13 protein-coding genes are annotated in these 16,807 nt (G+C 66.1%); 7 read left to right on the forward strand and 6 right to left on the reverse strand.

What is annotated here, in order from left to right:
• The first annotated feature begins 29 nt into the window (after positions 1-29).
• From ACP7AG_RS08560 to ACP7AG_RS08570, 3 genes are read left to right on the forward strand one after another with little or no spacing between them, the layout of a single operon-like run.
• Positions 30-2,123 (forward strand): TonB-dependent receptor family protein, encoded by a 2,094-nt coding sequence (locus ACP7AG_RS08560; protein ID WP_426030533.1) that lies wholly within the window; start codon positions 30-32, stop codon positions 2,121-2,123.
• Positions 2,124-2,133: 10 nt separating this feature from the next.
• Entirely contained in the window at positions 2,134-2,649 is a 516-nt protein-coding gene (locus ACP7AG_RS08565; RefSeq protein ID WP_426030534.1) for a YcnI family protein, read from the forward strand.
• A 14-nt stretch (positions 2,650-2,663) separates the two neighbouring features.
• Positions 2,664-3,170 carry a copper chaperone PCu(A)C gene (locus ACP7AG_RS08570; RefSeq protein ID WP_426030535.1) on the forward strand — a complete coding sequence of 169 codons (507 nt, stop codon included), beginning with the start codon at positions 2,664-2,666 and terminating at the stop codon, positions 3,168-3,170.
• 434 nt (positions 3,171-3,604) lie between these two features.
• On the opposite strand, the gene hisG is transcribed toward ACP7AG_RS08570, so the two are convergent.
• Genes hisG through hisS form a run of 3 tightly spaced genes read right to left on the reverse strand, consistent with a single transcriptional unit; the run spans position 3,605 to position 7,219 of the window.
• Positions 3,605-4,564, reverse strand: coding sequence for an ATP phosphoribosyltransferase (gene hisG, locus ACP7AG_RS08575; protein WP_426009867.1), 960 nt, complete (start codon positions 4,562-4,564; stop codon positions 3,605-3,607).
• The gene (locus ACP7AG_RS08580) at positions 4,561-5,703 is read right to left on the reverse strand and encodes an ATP phosphoribosyltransferase regulatory subunit (RefSeq protein WP_426030536.1); all 1,143 of its coding nucleotides are present in this window, start codon (positions 5,701-5,703) and stop codon (positions 4,561-4,563) included. The genes hisG and ACP7AG_RS08580 overlap by 4 nt, the downstream gene beginning before the upstream one ends.
• Position 5,704: 1 nt before the next feature.
• The gene (hisS, locus tag ACP7AG_RS08585; RefSeq protein ID WP_426009870.1) at positions 5,705-7,219 is read right to left on the reverse strand and encodes a histidine--tRNA ligase; all 1,515 of its coding nucleotides are present in this window, start codon (positions 7,217-7,219) and stop codon (positions 5,705-5,707) included.
• Positions 7,220-7,724: 505 nt separating this feature from the next.
• Between hisS and ACP7AG_RS08590 the strand changes: the two genes are divergently transcribed.
• Together ACP7AG_RS08590 and ACP7AG_RS08595 are read left to right on the forward strand one after the other, a co-directional pair.
• Complete coding sequence (locus tag ACP7AG_RS08590; RefSeq protein WP_426030537.1) at positions 7,725-9,776, forward strand: TonB-dependent receptor plug domain-containing protein; 2,052 nt, start codon at positions 7,725-7,727, stop codon at positions 9,774-9,776.
• Positions 9,777-9,939: 163 nt separating this feature from the next.
• The gene (locus ACP7AG_RS08595; RefSeq protein ID WP_426030538.1) at positions 9,940-11,241 is read left to right on the forward strand and encodes a hypothetical protein; all 1,302 of its coding nucleotides are present in this window, start codon (positions 9,940-9,942) and stop codon (positions 11,239-11,241) included.
• 25 nt (positions 11,242-11,266) lie between these two features.
• On the opposite strand, the gene ACP7AG_RS08600 is transcribed toward ACP7AG_RS08595, so the two are convergent.
• Complete coding sequence (locus ACP7AG_RS08600) at positions 11,267-12,238, reverse strand: hypothetical protein (RefSeq protein WP_426030539.1); 972 nt, start codon at positions 12,236-12,238, stop codon at positions 11,267-11,269.
• Positions 12,235-13,287 carry a DUF262 domain-containing protein gene (locus tag ACP7AG_RS08605; protein ID WP_426030540.1) on the reverse strand — a complete coding sequence of 351 codons (1,053 nt, stop codon included), beginning with the start codon at positions 13,285-13,287 and terminating at the stop codon, positions 12,235-12,237. The genes ACP7AG_RS08600 and ACP7AG_RS08605 overlap by 4 nt, the downstream gene beginning before the upstream one ends.
• A gap of 811 nt (positions 13,288-14,098) precedes the next feature.
• On the opposite strand from ACP7AG_RS08605, the gene ACP7AG_RS08610 reads away from it, so the two are divergent.
• A complete protein-coding gene (locus ACP7AG_RS08610) occupies positions 14,099-14,311 on the forward strand; it encodes a hypothetical protein (protein WP_426009876.1) in 213 nt (70 codons plus the stop codon).
• Positions 14,312-14,457: 146 nt separating this feature from the next.
• Here the strand turns inward: ACP7AG_RS08610 and pgi are convergent, their stop codons facing one another.
• Positions 14,458-16,077 (reverse strand): glucose-6-phosphate isomerase, encoded by a 1,620-nt coding sequence (gene pgi, locus ACP7AG_RS08615; protein ID WP_426030541.1) that lies wholly within the window; start codon positions 16,075-16,077, stop codon positions 14,458-14,460.
• Between the two features lie 111 nt (positions 16,078-16,188).
• Between pgi and ACP7AG_RS08620 the strand changes: the two genes are divergently transcribed.
• Positions 16,189-16,692 carry a hypothetical protein gene (locus ACP7AG_RS08620; protein ID WP_426009879.1) on the forward strand — a complete coding sequence of 168 codons (504 nt, stop codon included), beginning with the start codon at positions 16,189-16,191 and terminating at the stop codon, positions 16,690-16,692.
• Positions 16,693-16,807 lie beyond the last annotated feature (115 nt).

Here is a 16,807-nt window from a genome sequence, read left to right on the forward strand (position 1 = left end):
CCGTCACGTTCTTGGGGCTTAAGTCTTTCATGCCGAAATCCTTACGCCTGGCCCTCGCGGCCGGCGCCGCGCTCTGGGCGCTCTCCGCCATCACCAGCGCCGCCTGGGCCGACGACCAGCACCCCGTCGATTCCGTGCTGGTCACCGCCCGCCCCGATCCGGAGGACCCGCCCGTGGTCGCCCAGTCCCGCAAGCGCCTGTCGGAAACCCCCGGCGCCGTGGCCGTGGTCTCGTCCGAGGCCTATGCCAACCGCTACGCCGTTGGCCTCAACGACGTCGTGCGCGACGTGCCCGGCGTCTTCGCCCAGAAGAAGTTCGGCGAGGACACCCGCCTGTCGATCCGCGGCTCGGGGATCGGCAACAGCAGTCACAATCGCGGCACGATGCTGGCCCAGGACGGCGTGCCGCTGAACGAGGCCGACGGCTTTGGCGACTACCAGCTGATCGACCCGCTGCTGGCGCGCTATACCGAGGTCTACAAGGGCGGCAACGCCCTGCGGTTCGGCGGGGCGCTGCTGGGCGGGGCGATCAATTTCGTCACCCCCACCGGCAAGTCAGCCGGCGCCGACACCCTGCTGCGGGTCGAGGGCGGGGCGTTCGGCGCCGCGCGGATCCATGGCGAGGTGGCGCGGACCTTCGGCGACGACGACGTTTTCGTCGGGGCCACCTTGATGAACAGCGACGGGTATCGCCAGCAGAGCAACGCCTCGGCTGCGCGGCTGTCGGTCAATCTCGGCCACAGCTTCGGCGAGGATCGCGAGGTGCGGCTTTATCTGTCCGGAGCCGATCTCCGCCAGCAACTGGCCGGCGCCCTGACCCTCAACAACGCCCTGCACGACCCCACCCGGGCGAACTACTATGCCCCGGTCAACAACTTCTCCAACAATTACGGGCGCAACATGCGCAACGCCCGGACCAGCCTGCAGACCACATGGCGGTTGTCGCCGACCACGGTGTTCGAGGGCGGGGTCTATGGGGCCTGGCGCGACCTGGACCACCCGATCTTCCAGGTCGTGGATCAGGAGAGCCGAAATTTCGGGGCCTTCGGTCGCCTGGACTGGACCGGTCAAGTCGGCGACATGGCCGCCGACCTGTTCGCGGGCCTGTCGTATCGCATCGGCGACCTGGACGCCCGCCAGTGGGTCAATCTGCACGGCTCGCACGGCGCGCCCACCGCCTATTCACGGCAGAACGCCAAAGCCCTTGACGCCTTCGCCGAGGGCCGGCTGTTCGTGACCCCGCGCCTGGCCCTGGTGGCCGGCGGGACCTACGGCACGGCCTCGCGCGAATATCAGAGCTACAAGCTGCCGACCGGCGGCTTCGACCTGACCGAAAGCCGCGACTATGACTGGTTCGCCCCGCGCCTGGGTATGCTGTTCCAGGCCGATGAGGACTCGCAGTTGTTCGCCAACCTGACCCGCTCGGTGGAGCCGCCCAATTTCGGGGCTTTTTCGCCGACCGCTGCGGCGGGTTTCGCACCGGTGGTCCCGCAAACGGCCTGGACCGGCGAGGTCGGGGCGCGGGGCCGGCGCGGGGCCTTCGCCTGGGACGTGGCCCTGTATCGCGCCCAGTTGACGCACGAACTGCTGAGCTTCGTGGTCGATCAGGCCCACCCCGCCGCGACCTTCAACGCCGACAAGACCTATCACCAGGGGCTGGAAGCCGGCCTTGACTGGCGGATCGCCCCGCGCCTGCGGCTGCGCCAGACCTATGCGTGGTCGGACTTCCGGTTCGACGGCGATGCTCAGTTCAGGGACCACCGCCTGCCCGTCGTGCCCGTGCACCTCTACCGCGCCGAGCTGAAATACGACCACCCGGCCGGCTGGTTCTTGGCCCCGTCGGTGGAATGGTCACCGCGCGGCGTGCTGGTCGACTATCAGAACAAGGTCCGCGCGCCCGACTACGCCATCGCCTCGCTGAGCGCCGGCTACACCCGCGACAAGGTCACCCTGTTCCTCGACGCCCGGAACTTGACCGACAAACGTTATGTCTCGACCGTCAATCCGTCGGTGACCGCCACCACCGTCTCAACCGCCCTGCCCGGCGCGCCCGACAATTCCACCGCCGCCTTCTGGCCCGGCGACGGGCGCGGGGTGTTCGTCGGCGTCACCGGCAAGTTCTAGGAAGATTCACATGCGCAATCTCATCCTTCTCGCCGCCCTGCTGGCGCCGCTTCCCGCCGCCGCCCACGTGGTCGCTGCGCCGAACGAGGCCAAGTCCGGGTCCTATTCGGCCATCGCCTTCCGGGTGGGCCACGCCTGCGCGGCAGGCGACGCCACACTGAGCCTGCGGGTCGAGATCCCCGACGCCGTGGCCTCGGCTCGACCGCAACCCAAGACGGGCTGGACGATCGTCATCGAGAAGACCGACAACGCCGACCCCGCCAAGCGGCGCACGACCTCGGTGAGTTGGACGGGCCGCCTGACCGACGACCAGTTCGACGACTTCGCCGTGCTGATGAAGCTGCCGGCCACGCCCGGCGACTTGGTCTTCCCCGTCGTCCAGACGTGCGAGCATGGCGAGAGCCAGTGGACCGAGGTCCCCGACTCGCAACGACCCGGTGAAAAATTGACCCGTCCGGCGCCGGTGGTCCACCTGACCCCCGCCACGCCCGCCACGCCCGCCGACATGCCCGGCATGAAACCTTGATCGAGAGACCTCCCATGCGTCGCCTTGCCCTGACCGCCCTCGCCGCCCTGACCCTTGCCACCCTGGCCCAGGCCGCTCCGGCCGCCGCCGGCGACTATCGCCTCGGCGGCATCGCAGTGCAGCGCCCGTGGACTCGCCCCGCCGCCGCCGGCATGAACGGCGTCGGCTATTTCACCCTGGCCAATGTCGGCGCCAAGCCGATCAAGCTGGTGTCGATCGAAAGCTCCGCCGCGCGTTCGATCACCCTGCACCAGAGCCTGATGAAGAACGGCGTTTCGTCGATGCGCGCGGTGACCGGCGGCGTTGCGGTCGTCCCGGGCGCCCAGGTCGCGTTCGCGCCCGGCGGCTACCACGTGATGCTGATGGGCCTGACCAAGGCCCAGGCGCCGGGCGGCAAGACGCCGGTGACCCTGGTGTTCGAAGACGGCCGCCGAATGAGGATCGACCTTTCGGTCGAGGCCGGGCCACCGAAGGCTGCAGCCGACCCGATGGCGGGGATGGCGGGGATGCACGAGCATTGAGGGACTTACCGTCGGGGACATGCACTTGTGCGTGTCCCCATCCGCGCCCGAGATCTGGGGACACGCACAAGTGCATGTCCCCGAAAGAAAAAAAGGCGGCTCCATGCGAAGCCACCTTTTTTGTCGAGTCTGTCAAAAATAGAAAGCGGATCCAGATACACCAAACCCGCCGCGGGGGATAATCGCGGCGGGTCTGGCTATTTCTTGATCATTCGATCTAGGTGGGCGTTTCCTCCCCGAAACGCCGAAGGAAGGGAGCTCTCTTTTGGGCTCGTTTCTTCCTTGCAAGGGTTAGAAACGGCAAAACCGAGATGGTGTCAACGGTAACGATCGTGAATCCGCAAGGCGTTGGAATATTTTTGACACAATCCCGATAGATTGGACCACCCAGTCAAACTTACCACTGTTCTCATATGATATTTTTGACGCCGATGTTAAATATGCGCGGCTAGTCGTGACTTGAGCGCATCTAGAACCGCCGAGCGCGACTCGAAGACATAGTCTGGCCGCGACACCGTCACCGGCTCGACCCCAGCGGCGCCCAGGGCGGCGGCGGCTTCGAACAGGTCGGCGGTCGCCAGCAAGGCAGCATTGGCCCGGCGCGCGCCTTGGCCAACAAAGGGCGCGACCGCGGCCTGACCGGCGGCGTCCTGCTCGGCGGGCCAGACCAGGGTGGCCAAGGTGCGGGCCCGGCCCTTTGCCTCGACCACCGATAGCAGTCGCCGCAGGCTGTCCATCTGCCCGGGGGTCCAAGGCGTGATCAGCGAGGCGGTCAGTTGGGCCTGGCTCTTGAGGATTACCCCGTCGGCCAGGATCTTCAGGCCATTGGCCGCCAGGGTGGCGCCTGTCGTGGTGATGTCGACGACCAGTTCAGCCGCCCCTGCTGCGGGAGCGCCCTCGGTGGCGCCGCTGCTCTCGACGATGCGATAGTCGGCCACGCCATGGCGGGCGAAGAAGGCGCGGGTCTGGGTGACGTATTTGGTGGCCACACGCAGCCGGCGGCCCGTCTTTGCGAGATGCGCATGGCCGACCTCGTCGATATCCGCCATCGAATCGACGTCCAGCCAGCTCTTGGGGGCGGTGACCACCAGGTCGGCGCGGCCAAAGCCCAGGGCGCGCAGCAACATGACCCGGCTGTCCATGTCCTCGCCGCGCTCGCGCAGCAGGTCCTCGCCGGTAACGCCCAGGTGCAGCTCGCCGCTATCAAGTCCAGCCGCGATGTCGCCGGCCGACAGCAACCGCACCGAAACCCCCGGCAGGCCGGAAAGTTCGGCGCTGTAGCCGCGCGAACCGCCCGACATCTCCAGCCTGAAGCCGCAATCGGCCAGCCAGTCTTCGACCTGGTCCTTTAGCCGACCCTTGGAAGGGATGGCGAAGATCATCGGAGCAGTCATTCGCCGCCTCCCGCATAGGCTCGCGCCGGGCGCACCATGCAGCCCACGGCGCCGGTGTTGGTCGCGCCGCTTAGCCGCGCGAGCAGGCCGTCATATCGCCCGCCCGCCGCCACGGGCCGGTCGTCGCCCAAGGCGTCGCTGCGCACCTCGAACAGGAAGCCGTCATAATAGCCAAACGCCCGGCCGAAGGCGGCGGTCAGGCGCATGCGATCCTCGGGAGCGCCGCGCGCGGCCATGCCGGCCAGGCGTTGGCGCCAGCCATCGAGCGCCGCGTCCAGCGCCCCGCGTTGCGGGCCACCCAAGGCCGAGATGGCGTCAAGCGCCGCGCCCGGACGATCGCTGACCGCCAGGAAGGCCCGCACCGCGTCGGCTTCGTCCGTGGACAGAGACCCAGCCCTGGCGGCCTCGGCGCGCTCGACCAGGCGATGGGCGATCTCGGCGGGCCGGCGGCCGCCCACCGGCTCGATGCCGGCCAGGGACCACAGTTCCTGAAGCACCGCCGAGGCCTCGGCCTCGGGCAGGCCGGCCAACAGGGCGGCGATGCGGCTCTGGTCGCCGGTCACAGCGGCGCCGCCTTCCAGTTCGATCCTAAGCCGCCGCGGCTTGGTGAAGGCGCGCTTCAGCCGCGCCCCCAGCGGTGGGGTCAGGCCCAGGCTATCGACGAAGGCCCCGAACAGGCCGACATCGCCCAGCAGCAAGGTCAGGTCGTCGCGACCGCCGGCGACGGCCGAGGCCCAGGCAAGGGCGGCGATCTCGGCGTCGGCCTGGGAGGGATCGGCGGCCTCGAAGGCCTCGACGCCGATCTGCAGGAACTCCTCGGCCCGATCGCTGCCGCGCGGCGCGACGCGGAACGCCTTGCCTTCATAGAGGTAGCGCCCCTCGCCTCCATTCTTTTCCAGAGAGCCCCGTTCGAGGTGGGCGCGAGCGATGGCGACGGTGAAGTCGGGGCGCAGGCAAAGCTCCTCGCTCGCATCGCCCGAGACCACGAACAATCGCGAGCGCATGGCCTCGCCGGCCAGATCGAGCAGCAGGCCGAGGGGCTGCAGCACCGGCGCGTCGGTCGGGGCGGCGCCGGCGGTCAGCAGCGGGGCGCGGATGGCGTCGAGCGCCTCCGTCGGAATGGAACGCTCGAGCCTCATGCTATTCCCCGATGATCTTGCGGCCAATAATCGTTTTAACAGCCGCGACCAACTCCCCGCGCGGGATGGTCTGCTGGCCCGGCCGCTCGGCCTTCCAGGCGGCGTTGTCGGCGACGCCCGAGGCCAGTTCACGGCCCAAGTCGAGGTCCTTGATGGTCACCGTGCCGGCCGCGATCTCGTCGCCGCCCAGCATGATGGCGGCCGGGGCCATCCGGCGGTCGGCATATTTCATCTGCGGCCGCATGCCCGAGGATCCGAGATAGACCTCGGCCGGGATGCCCGCGTGGCGCAACTCGGCCGCCACGGCGAAATACTCGCCCATGTGGGCCTGGTCGAAATTGATGATCACCACTGGCCCCCGCGCCGTAACGCCCGTTTCGCGCCCCGCCGCCCGCAAGGCGGCGGCCAAGCGAGAGACGCCGAACGAGAAGCCTGTCGCGGGAGTCTGTTGCCCGGTGAACCGCGCGACCAGGTCATCATAGCGACCGCCGCCGCCGATCGAACCAAAGCTGACTTTGTGGCCCTTCTCGTCGAGGGTGGAGAGCAGCAGCTCGGCCTCGAACACCGCGCCGGTGTAATATTCAAGCCCGCGCACGATCGACGGCTCGAACACGGCCTGGTCGTCGTCGACGCCCAGGCTCTTCAGGGCCGCGTCGATCTTGGCCAGTTCCTCCAGCCCCTCGTCGCCCTCGGCCGAACCGCCGATGACATTGGCGATGTTCGCGAGCGTCCCGGTGCGACCGCCCGAGCCGGCCTGAACGAAGTCCAACACCGCGTCGATCGACTTGCCGACCAGGCCCGCGCCCTTGGTGAAGGCGCCGCTCTCGTCCAGCCGGCCTTCGCCCAGCAGCAAACGCACGCCCTCGACGCCCAGGCGGTCCAGCTTGTCGACCGCGCGCAGCACGGAGAGCTTCTGGCCTTGGGTCTCGACCCCGGCGGCGGTCAGCAGGCCGTTGAGCAGCTTGCGATTGTTGATCTTCAGCACCGCCGCGCCGCGCGGCAGACCGGCGGCCTGCAGGCCCTCGACCGCCATGGCGATGATCTCGGCGTCGGCCTCGGGGCGGGCCGAGCCGACGGTGTCGGCGTCGCACTGGATGAACTCGCGGAACCGTCCCGGACCCGGCTTCTCGTTGCGCCAGACGGGGCCATAGGCATAGCGGCGGAACGGCTTGGCCAGGGTCTCCCAGTTCTGGGCGGCGAAGCGGGCCAGGGGGGCCGTCAGGTCATAGCGCAGCGCCATCCACTGCCCATTCTTCCCGTCAAGATCCGCGTCGTCCTGCAAGGCGAAGACGCCTTCGTTGGGACGGTCGCTGTCGGGCAGAAACTTGCCAAGCGCGTCGGCATATTCGAAGGCCCCGGTGTCCAGCGCTTCGAAGCCGTAGCGCTCATAGACGGCCGAGACGGCTTCCAGGATGGCGCGTTCGGCGCGCAGGTCGCGGGCCCGCTTGTCGGCGAACCCGCGCGGGTTGCGGGCCTCGGGGCGGAAGGGCCCCTCTTTGCTGGTGGAGTCGGTCATGAGCTACGTCGCGTCCTGGGAAGAGGTCTCGACGGATGGTGCTGCTCGCGAGCCCCATCCGCCCATAGCCCTCCCTACGGGAGGGCGTCTGAATCTTTTAGATGGAGCGCGTTCTAGTCGCGAAACCGCCCACACTTTCGCGGAACGCGCTCCGGCGGGGCAGCGGCGAGGCAGCGCTAGTGCGCGCGAACCCGGCCGATCCCGCGAGGCGAGGTCGGATGATGGTGGCGGCTATGAGGGCGCGGCTGGCGGGTCATCGCGGCGGCTTGTAGCGCAGGGCGGCGCGGGAGGCTAGGGGGGCGAGAGCAACAGTCCCACGACGCTCTCGAAATCCCGGCGTTACTGAGGGTTCAAGAGAGTCTTAACGAAACCTTTCAGTCCTTGTCCACAGCGCCACATGAACGCCATGTAATGCTGTCCGATAAGTAATCTACCTGTCTGTCTTGTAACTTGAGATGAACGTCCCAGACCGGCAGTTGTCTCCTCGCTTGAGGGGACAGCACCAATGACCAAGACCATCCTGTTGACGACCGCCGCCGCCGTCTGCATCGCCAGCGCGGCCCACGCCGCCCAGGCCCCCCAGGCGCCCCAGGCGCCCCCGACCGCCGAGGCCGGCCAGCGCGGCGTGCTGGTCTTCACGCCCGACCATTTCGCCGCCCAGCGCCCCAACACCGCGCTCGACATGGCCGACCGCGTGCCCGGCTTCACCTCGGACGACGGCAGCGGCGCGCGCGGCTTCGAGGGCGCGGTCGGCAATATCCTGATCAACGGCAACCGGCCGGCCTCGAAGAACGACGGCGGCACCGACGTGCTGGCCCGCACGCCGGCCGATCGGGTCGACCACATCGAGCTGATCCGCGGCGGCGCGCCCGGCGTCGACATGCAGGGCTATGCCGTGGTCGTGAACGTGATCCTGAAGAAGGGCGCCAGCCGCCAGCAGGTCGCCACCTGGAACGCCCAGCTGTTCGACGGCAATCACGACGTCTTTGGCGGCAGCTACCAGTTCACCGCCACCAACGGCGACCGCACCTGGGGCGTGCTACTGAGCGACGGGACCAGCAGCAGCGACTCCAACGGCGCGGGCCGCGCCGTCGTCCACGACGCGGCCGGCGGCCTGACCAGCGACCGGCCCTACGCCAATGACGGCTGGGGCGGCGGCGACTCCGTGCGCCTGAACTATTCGGGCCCGGTCGGCGGCGGCAAGCTGGAGGCCACCGGCCAGTACGGCGTTCATGACTGGCAGGAATGGCAGACGATCGGGACCGAGGGCGGCCCCGACCTGGCGCGCAGCGACTATGCCCAGGATACCCGGTCGGGCGAGCTGGGCCTGACCTGGATCCGCCCCATCAAGCCCAGATGGACCCTGGAAACCCGGCTGATCCACCAGTTCGAGCATTTCGACCAGGTCGCGACCGGCGACGAGACCAAGGGCGGGCTCGCCCAGCCCGGCTACAGCTTCACGTCCAAGGGCGACTCGTCGGAATCGATCTTCCGCGCCCTAGTGCGCAACGAGCGGACCACCGCCCTGACCCTCGAGGCCGGCGGCGAGGTGGCCTACAACATGCTCGACACCCACCAGGCCTTGACGGTCGGCGGCGCGGCGGTCCCCCTGCCCAGCGCCTCGGTAAAGGTCGAGGAACTGCGCGGCGAGGCCTTCGCCAAGGCCACCTGGCGGGACAACGCCAAGCTGACTCTCGAGGGCGGCCTGCGGCTGGAGACCTCGACCATCAAGCAGTCGGGCGACGCCCAGTCGGAAAACAGCTTCTTCTACGCCAAGCCCCGCTTCCAGGCCACCTGGACCCCGGTGGCCAACAACCAGCTGCGCCTGCGCTTCGAGCGCGAACTGGGCCAGCTGGACTTCAGCGACTTCGCCGCCTCGGCCGCGTTCGACAACAACAACAGCGTCTATGGCGGCAATGTCGACCTGGTCCCCGAACAGCTCTGGATCTCGGAACTGACCTATGAGCGGCGCTTCTGGGGCGAAGGCATCGTCACGATCGGCTATCGCCACGACGAGATCATCGACGTCATCGACCGCCTGCCGGTCGGCGCCAACCTGTCGGCGACGGGCAATATCGGCAACGGCACGCTGGACCGCCTGTCGCTCAATATCGTGGTCCCCACCGACAAGCTCGGGATCAAGGGCGGCCGCTTCACCGTCAAGAACGACTGGAACGAGACCCACGTCACTGACCCCACCACGGGCCAGGACCGCCCGATCTCCGGCGTCCGCCCCACCCAGGCCAATATCGGCTTCACCCAGGACCTGGCGCGCTGGAAGACCCAGTGGGGCGTCAACTGGCTGCCGCTGCTGGGCAAGGGCACCTACGACCCGGACCAGACCTTCACCTGGCGCGGCGCGGGCTATGTCGAAACCTTCGTCGAATACAAGCCGACCCCGACCCTGTCGCTGCGCGCCCAGCTGAACCTCTGGGACGACTTCACCCAGCGCTATGTCAGCTACAGCAGCCGCAGCCCCCGGGTGGTGAGCGAGGTCGAGGACCGGGATGTGGATCCGGTGACGTTCGTGAGCTTGAAGGTGCGGCAGACGTTTTAGGGGATTTTGAAGAGGTTGGCTCTCTTAGACAGCGGGAAGGTGAACTCTGCGCCGACCGACGGTGAAGGGTGACTAGAGACGGCGTCTGCACGGCCTGCTATAGGTTTTCACTAGGGTGTGGCTGACTCGGTTCGTGCCGAGCAATGGCAAGTCGAGCACGTTTATGCCGGATGAGATTATCGGTGTGGGCCTGACGGCGTTCGAAACTTATGTGGCAGCGGCCGAGCAGGCTAGCCGAGAGGACACTCCGGCTGACGGCGCATCGACGCGTGATCATCCCCTTCTGAACGGCGCGCCCTACAAGGCCTTCAGACAGGCCATCGGCTTAGCGGAACGGCGTGATGAGGGAACGTTTTTCTCTGGGCCTGCGATCGCGACGCGTCTTGCCAACCTGCTCGTTTCGGAGGTCCCAGAACACTCGCTCGTCGTGGATCCAACTTGCGGCATGGGCGACCTGCTCATGGCCTATGCCGATCACCTCCCCCTCGCCGGCTCTCTCAGCGACACGATTATTGTATGGGGCGAACGTCTCGGCGGGCTCGATTTACGTGAGGATTTGGTGCGGATGACCAAGGTCCGCCTCGTCATGCTAGCCAGGGCCCGCGGTGAATTCGGTGGTCTGGTCGATGAGATCGATCACATCTTTCCCATGATCCGAGTGGGCAGCGCCATGTCCAAGTCCCCGATTCTGGCGAAAGCCGACGGCTTTCTATTCAATCCCCCATTTGGACAGACGACGCCAGCGGTTGAGCCCACTTGGTCGGCGGGACAGATCAACGCCGCAGCGCTGTTTCTCGACGAGCTGCTCGATGGACCCAGCGGGCCCAGGCCGATTGCCGCTGTCCTCCCTGAGGTTCTCAGAGGCGGCAGTCGATATGGAAGATTCCGCGATCATCTGACCAAGAAAGGCTTGGGCGGGACGTTCCAGTCGCTCGGCCGGTTCGACACTTGGACTGACGTCGACGTCTTCGTCACACTATTGAAGGCCAAGAACACTGATGGCCTATGGGCCGATCCAGTGCAGCCGGCGAAGGTGACAGTGAGGTCCGCCTTCGTGGTCCGCGTAGGAACGGTTGTACCGCATCGCCACGAGATGGCCGGGCCCAACCGGGCCTATCTCTGCGCCAAGACCACGCCGGCTTGGGATCAAGCTTTCAAGCCGACAGGATCGCGCCCGTTCTCAGGAACCGTCTTCAATCCACCTTTCGTCGTAGTGCGACGTACGTCCAGCCCGAGCGATCGGCAGCGCGCGGTCGGTACAGTAATCGTCGGTGATGAGGCCGTCGCGGTTGAGAACCACCTGATCGTAGCCAAGCCAATGAAGGGCGGGGTCGATGCCTGTCGGGGATTGCTCGACGTTCTCAAATCGTCCGAAACCTCGGAACACTTGAATAGGGTGCTCAGGTGCCGCCACCTAACCACAGGTGCCGTGGCCGACATTCCTTGGTGCGGCGATGTCGGTTGAACATCTCAAATTATCACCGCACATCTCAGGCGACAACGACCACTCGCTCAGCGTATGCCGAAGGCACAAACGTCAGAGGTAGTTCAACCTCCGGCGTTACAAGGATTTGAGCTCTCTTCGCCATATCACGGAGCATGGCGTCGATCTGCGATTCATGATTTTGGAGCAAAGACTGAAGGATCACTCCATAGGGCGAGAGATTCCTCGGAAGAAATCCTGACCCTGCCTTTGCCGCTACCAATGCCGATCGAAGGTCATCGACGGTCAATTCCGCATCCTTGAGGATGGCCTGGATAGTTTCAGCGAGGCCGCGCAGGTTCTCCGGCAATTCGTCTTGTGGCCACATGCTCTTGCAGATGTCGATGATGGCTGCAGTGGTTGCGGTAGGCTTGTGCGCCAACTGAAGACCCGGGCTGTGTGACAAGCTCTCTGCTTGCTGGATCGAGAGCTCAGCAAACTCAATGGCGGCCTTCAGGTGCGAAACTATCCGGTCCTTTCCCCACCGGACATCCTCCGTCTTGTAGCTAAGGTCGTGCGTCGCGATTCCCCACGCGTGCTGGAGAAAGGTCTTCACCTGGACCTCAAAAATGACGTCGTCGATGGGCTCGGGCCGCCTCGATCCATCGTTGCCTCTGGCGCAATAGAGGCGAAGGTCATCGAACGGAAAGCTGTCTGCGTTCTTCCAAGTCTTGGATGCGTGAGGCGGGCGACGATACCTGATCTCAAAACGCTCCTCGATCCAGCGCACCGCTTCGTTGATCGAGGCGCTGTTGGGCACGACGACCGTGCAAGCCAGAAAGTCTTCCAGCGCCTCCGGCTTTTTTACCCGACCGGTTTCGACTTTAATAGTGAAGCTCTTCAGTTCCTTTATCCGGCTCTCGAAATGCCAGCGTCTCGGTTTAAAGGCTTCCAAGGTTCCATCGACTTGGACTTTCAGAGCTTCGGCGACCGGCTTTTGCTGGTCGTACAACGCCCGGATCGAGGCCTGCACCTTCATGGATCTACGAGCTCTTCGATCAAGATAGTATGCCGGGCCGAGCGCTGGGCAGGCTCTGTGCTCGCACCGCGTGAGTTTTCCCGATAGGCGGCCGCGTTCTCAAAGTCACCAGGCGGACGGGGTGCGCTAGGCGCGAGATCTGCGAGCTCCTCAACCTTGGCCATGAAGCCCCGGTATCTGTCCGCAAGCACGTCTACTGGAGGCAACAAGGAAGCGGTCACAAGCACGCCCCAGAGCGAATAGATATGGGTAAAGGTGCGAGCGATTTCTGTGACGGACTTGTTGCGAAGCTCCATCGCCATCAAGGTCGACTTGCCTAGTTCCATCTTGTCCTCGAAGCCTTGGACATCGAAATCCGGCAATTCGTCTAGATCGTCGTACTCGGCATAGAGGTCGTCGAGGTCTTCCTGACTGAAGCCGTTCGGACCCTGCTGCAGGACAACGGCCACCAGCTCCGAGATAAATTGGACATCCATCATTCTCGTTGCGCGGGCACGTGTGGCGACTCCGAGCGTACGCCAAACCTCCAACTCGGCTTCAGCCTCGGCCTTTGTGATCAGCCAGCCGTCGAACTTGGCGTGACGGAGTTCTTGGCCAGTCAACTTTCTTGAGTTGCGGTTGAGGCGATCGAATACGTCTTTGACCAGTTCAGCGTCTTGGAAATCGATCATCTCCACGGGGACCTGATAGTTCCAGAACCGGGCCTTCATTTCGAAGTCGTCGACTATGTCGGAGAACCGTTTGTGGTTGAGCCGGACGTCGCCGTAATCCTGAGCGATGCGAAGCTTTCCTTTGGAAAACCGTAGGATCGTCTCAAGTCTCTGCTTGCCATCAACGACATAGTATTTCACCGCACCGGTTTCAGAGATGTGCTTATGCAGGAATATGGCCGGTGAAGGGAAGTTTCTGAAAATCGTGTCAAGAAAGAAGCGGCGATCCTTAGCGGTCCACACACTTCTTCTCTGATATGGCGGATCCAAGTCAAGTTGCCCATTCTTGTCGAGGTCGAGCAGCCACGAGATGTCCTGTGTCGTCGGTCTGCGGTCCATTCCAGCGTCCCCAATTTGCACGCGATGTATGGAATGTCTTAGCGAGGTTTACAACGACGGGAAGCATACCGACCGGAAAGGCTCGCGCTCTGTTCGACCAGATCTAGCGGCGGCAAGTTAGAGAGGTAGCTTGTGGTGAGCCTCAGACGTCTCCGATCTCCGCTGACGAACGCGGCCGGGCTTGGCGTGGAAGGTCCGCTCCTCGCGCCAAACCCCTCCATCCCCGTTTCACCACGAGCATCGACCACCCCCGCCCCCAGCAATTTCAACCCCTTACGCCCCACTCACACGGGCGTAGCAACAATCTCGTCCTTCACCCCCAAAACCCCCCGCATAATCATCCTCGCCCCATCCCTGGGGAGGCCGTCCAGCTGGCGACCTGACGGGGGGTGGGGGTGGTCGAGCGGGGCGTGTCCGTCGGCCGGTTGCGAGGGGCCTGGAGGGCCTGGTCGGCGGAACGTGGGGGCCTCGGATGGGGCTTCGGGCGGGCCGGACCGGGCGCCGGGAACATCCCCTCGGAGCCGACAGGCGGTCGCCACAGGCGCGGGCTGAAATCGCCCGCGCGGTCCGGACGGGGCTGCCGCCCCTCCGCCCGCCGGGGGCCTCTATCGGAGCGGGTTAAAAATCCGCGACCCGAAGGCTTTCGTCCACCGACCGCGCGGAGCGCTCCGGCCCAGGCCGAAACGGTGTTCCTACAAATCCTTTCCGGGCATGGCCCGGACGCTCCGCCGCCTCCCCGCCCCGCCGGCTCATCCCGGCGGAAGGCGCCCTTGCGCGCCCGCGTTTCCCAACCCCTTGAAGGAGATCCCCCATGAGCAAGCCTCAACCGCCCAAGCCCGCCAATGATCACCTGGCCGCCTTCGCCGCTGTCGACGACGACCAGCTCACCGACGCCCAACTCAAGGCCCGCCTCGACGCCGCTCACAGCGCCCATGCCCGCGCCCTCAAGCTAGCGCTGCTGCGGTTCAGCGAGCAGAACGCGGCGCGGATTCACGCCCAACTGGAGGCGGAGGGGGAGCCCTAAAAATCCCGCTCATCCCGGCGAATGCCGGGACCCAGGTGGAAGAACTCAGACTGGGTTCCAAGGGCGCTGCGCCCATCCCGTCAGCCACACCGCTTTGGGATCTGGGTCCCGGCATTCGCCGGGATGAGCGGTCTAGGGGGCGGGGCTCAGCCCTTCAGCCGCGCGATCAGCGCCGTGGTCGAGGGATCGTGCTCACCCACCGCCCCGCTCTCCAGCTCCGGCAGGATGCGACCGGCCATCACCTTGCCCAGCTCGACGCCCCACTGGTCGAAGCTGTTGATCCCCCAGATCACCCCCTCAACGAAGGTCTTGTGCTCATACAGAGCGATCAAGGCGCCGAAGGTCTGGGGGGTCAGGCGCTCCAGCACCACCATGGTGGACGGCCGGTTGCCAGCGAAGGTGCGCTGCGGGGCCAGGGTGGCGATCTGCGCTTCGGGCACGCCCTTGGCCACGAGCTCGGCCCGGACGTCGGCCTCGGTGCGGCCCACCATCAGGGATTCGGCCTGGGCCAGCAGGTTGGACAGCAGCTTGGCGTGCATGCCCGCCGGGCCCTCGTCGGAGGCGGCGATCCCGATGAATTCCAGCGGCGTGATGTCGGTCCCCTGGTGCATGCACTGGAAATAGGCGTGCTGGACATTGGTCCCCTCGTCGCCGAACACCACGGTGGCCGTGCCGCGCGTGACCAGCAGACCGTCAGGACCGACCGACTTGCCGTTGCTCTCCATCTCCAACTGCTGGAGGAACGAGGCCAGGCGGCGCAGGCGGTGCGAATAGGGCACGACCGAGCGGGCCCGGCGGTCCAGGCCATTGCGGTTGAAGATCTGGGCCAGGGCGATCAGCACCGGGGCGTTGTTCTCCAGCGGGGCGCTGGCGAAATGGGCGTCCATGGCGGCGGCGCCGGCCAGAAAGCCCTCGAAGGCTTCCCAGCCGCAGGCCACGGCCACCGACAGGCTGACCGACGACCACAGCGAATAGCGGCCGCCGACCCAGTCCCAGAAGCCGAACACCCGGTCATCGGCGATCCCGAAGGCGGCGGTCTTGTCCAGGGCGGTGGAGATCGCCGCCAGGTGGGCGTTGGCGCCCTCCTCCCCGAGGGCGTCGGCCAGCCAGGCCCGCGCGGCGGTGGCGTTGGACAGGGTCTCCTGGGTGGTGAAGGTCTTGGAGACCACGATCACCAGGGTCTCGCTGGGGTCGAGGTCGGCCGTGGTCAGGGCGAACTCGGCGCCGTCCACATTGGCCACGAAGCGCAGGTCGATGGCGGGCTTGATGGGCCGCAGGGCGTCCCACAGCAGGCGGGGGCCAAGGTCGCTGCCGCCGATGCCGATGTGCAGTATGGCCTTGAACGGCTTGCCGGTCGCGCCCTTGATCTGGCCCGACCGCACGGCGTCGGCGAAGGCCTTCATCCGTTGGCGGACGGCCTCGACCTCGCCCATCACCGACTGGCCGGCGACCGTGAAGGCCGCGTCCTTGGCGGCCCGCAGGGCGGTGTGCAGCACCGCGCGGCCCTCGGAGCCGTTGATCGCTTCGCCGCCAAACATCCGGGCCCGGGCGCCCTCGACATTGGCCGCATGGGCGAGGTCGAGCGCCGCCTCGAGGCCGGCCTCGTCCCAGGCTTGCTTGGAGAGGTCGATGTGCAGACCGGCGACGTCCAGGGTCAGGGTCTCGAGCCTTCCGGGCTCGGCGTCGAACATCAGGACGATGCGCTTTTCGCCGGCGGCCTGGGCTGCGTCTTCCAGGCGGGTCCAGGCGGCGTCGAGATCGGCCATGCGGCGGTCCTTTTTCGTGAACGTGGTAAATCGGCGTTTACCTGGCCGGGCTTATCAAACCGATACCGCCGCGTCATGAAGACCCATGACGTTTTTCGCGGGGAGCACCCCATGTCCTGTGACGCCGTCGCCTTTTCCGCCATGTTGTGGTTGGCATCGTTCAGTCCCGACGCCCAAGTCAGCACAGGGCCGGGGGCGGTTCCAGCCCTGGTCCAGCCGGCGCCCGCCCCGGCCTCGGTGGCCGCCGAGCCGCTGTTCGCCGACATCATCCGGCGTGCGGGCGGGTTGAAGGCGCGGACCGAGGCCTACCGCAAGGCCTTGCCGACCGAGGCCGCCGGGCCGGCTGTAACCCTGAAGGGCTTCGACGTGTTCAGCGCCGCGATCGGCGAGCTATCGGCCCAGGACATGAAGGGCCACGTCACCCTGAAGGAACGCGGCGCGGTCGATGACCTCAAATGCATCCTGCGCGGCATCAGCCAGGACCTGCCCGGCAAGCTGCAGGCGGTCGGCGCCGCCACCACCGTCAAGGATCAGGACCAGGCCCTGCGCGACATGGTCTATCTGCTCAACGACAATGTCGAAGTCATCACCGCCCCGCCCCAGCCGGCGGCCTAGGGTCAAAACCCAATCAAGGTATTGATTGAGCATTCTTGCTGTGATTCACTCTTTGGAACGGAGGTGGATCATGGCTGGAGAGTTCTGGTTATCGGATCGGCAGTGGGCGGCAATC

Origin of the sequence: Caulobacter sp. DWP3-1-3b2, from assembly GCF_049896325.1 — a bacterium.
Classification (GTDB): domain Bacteria; phylum Pseudomonadota; class Alphaproteobacteria; order Caulobacterales; family Caulobacteraceae; genus Caulobacter.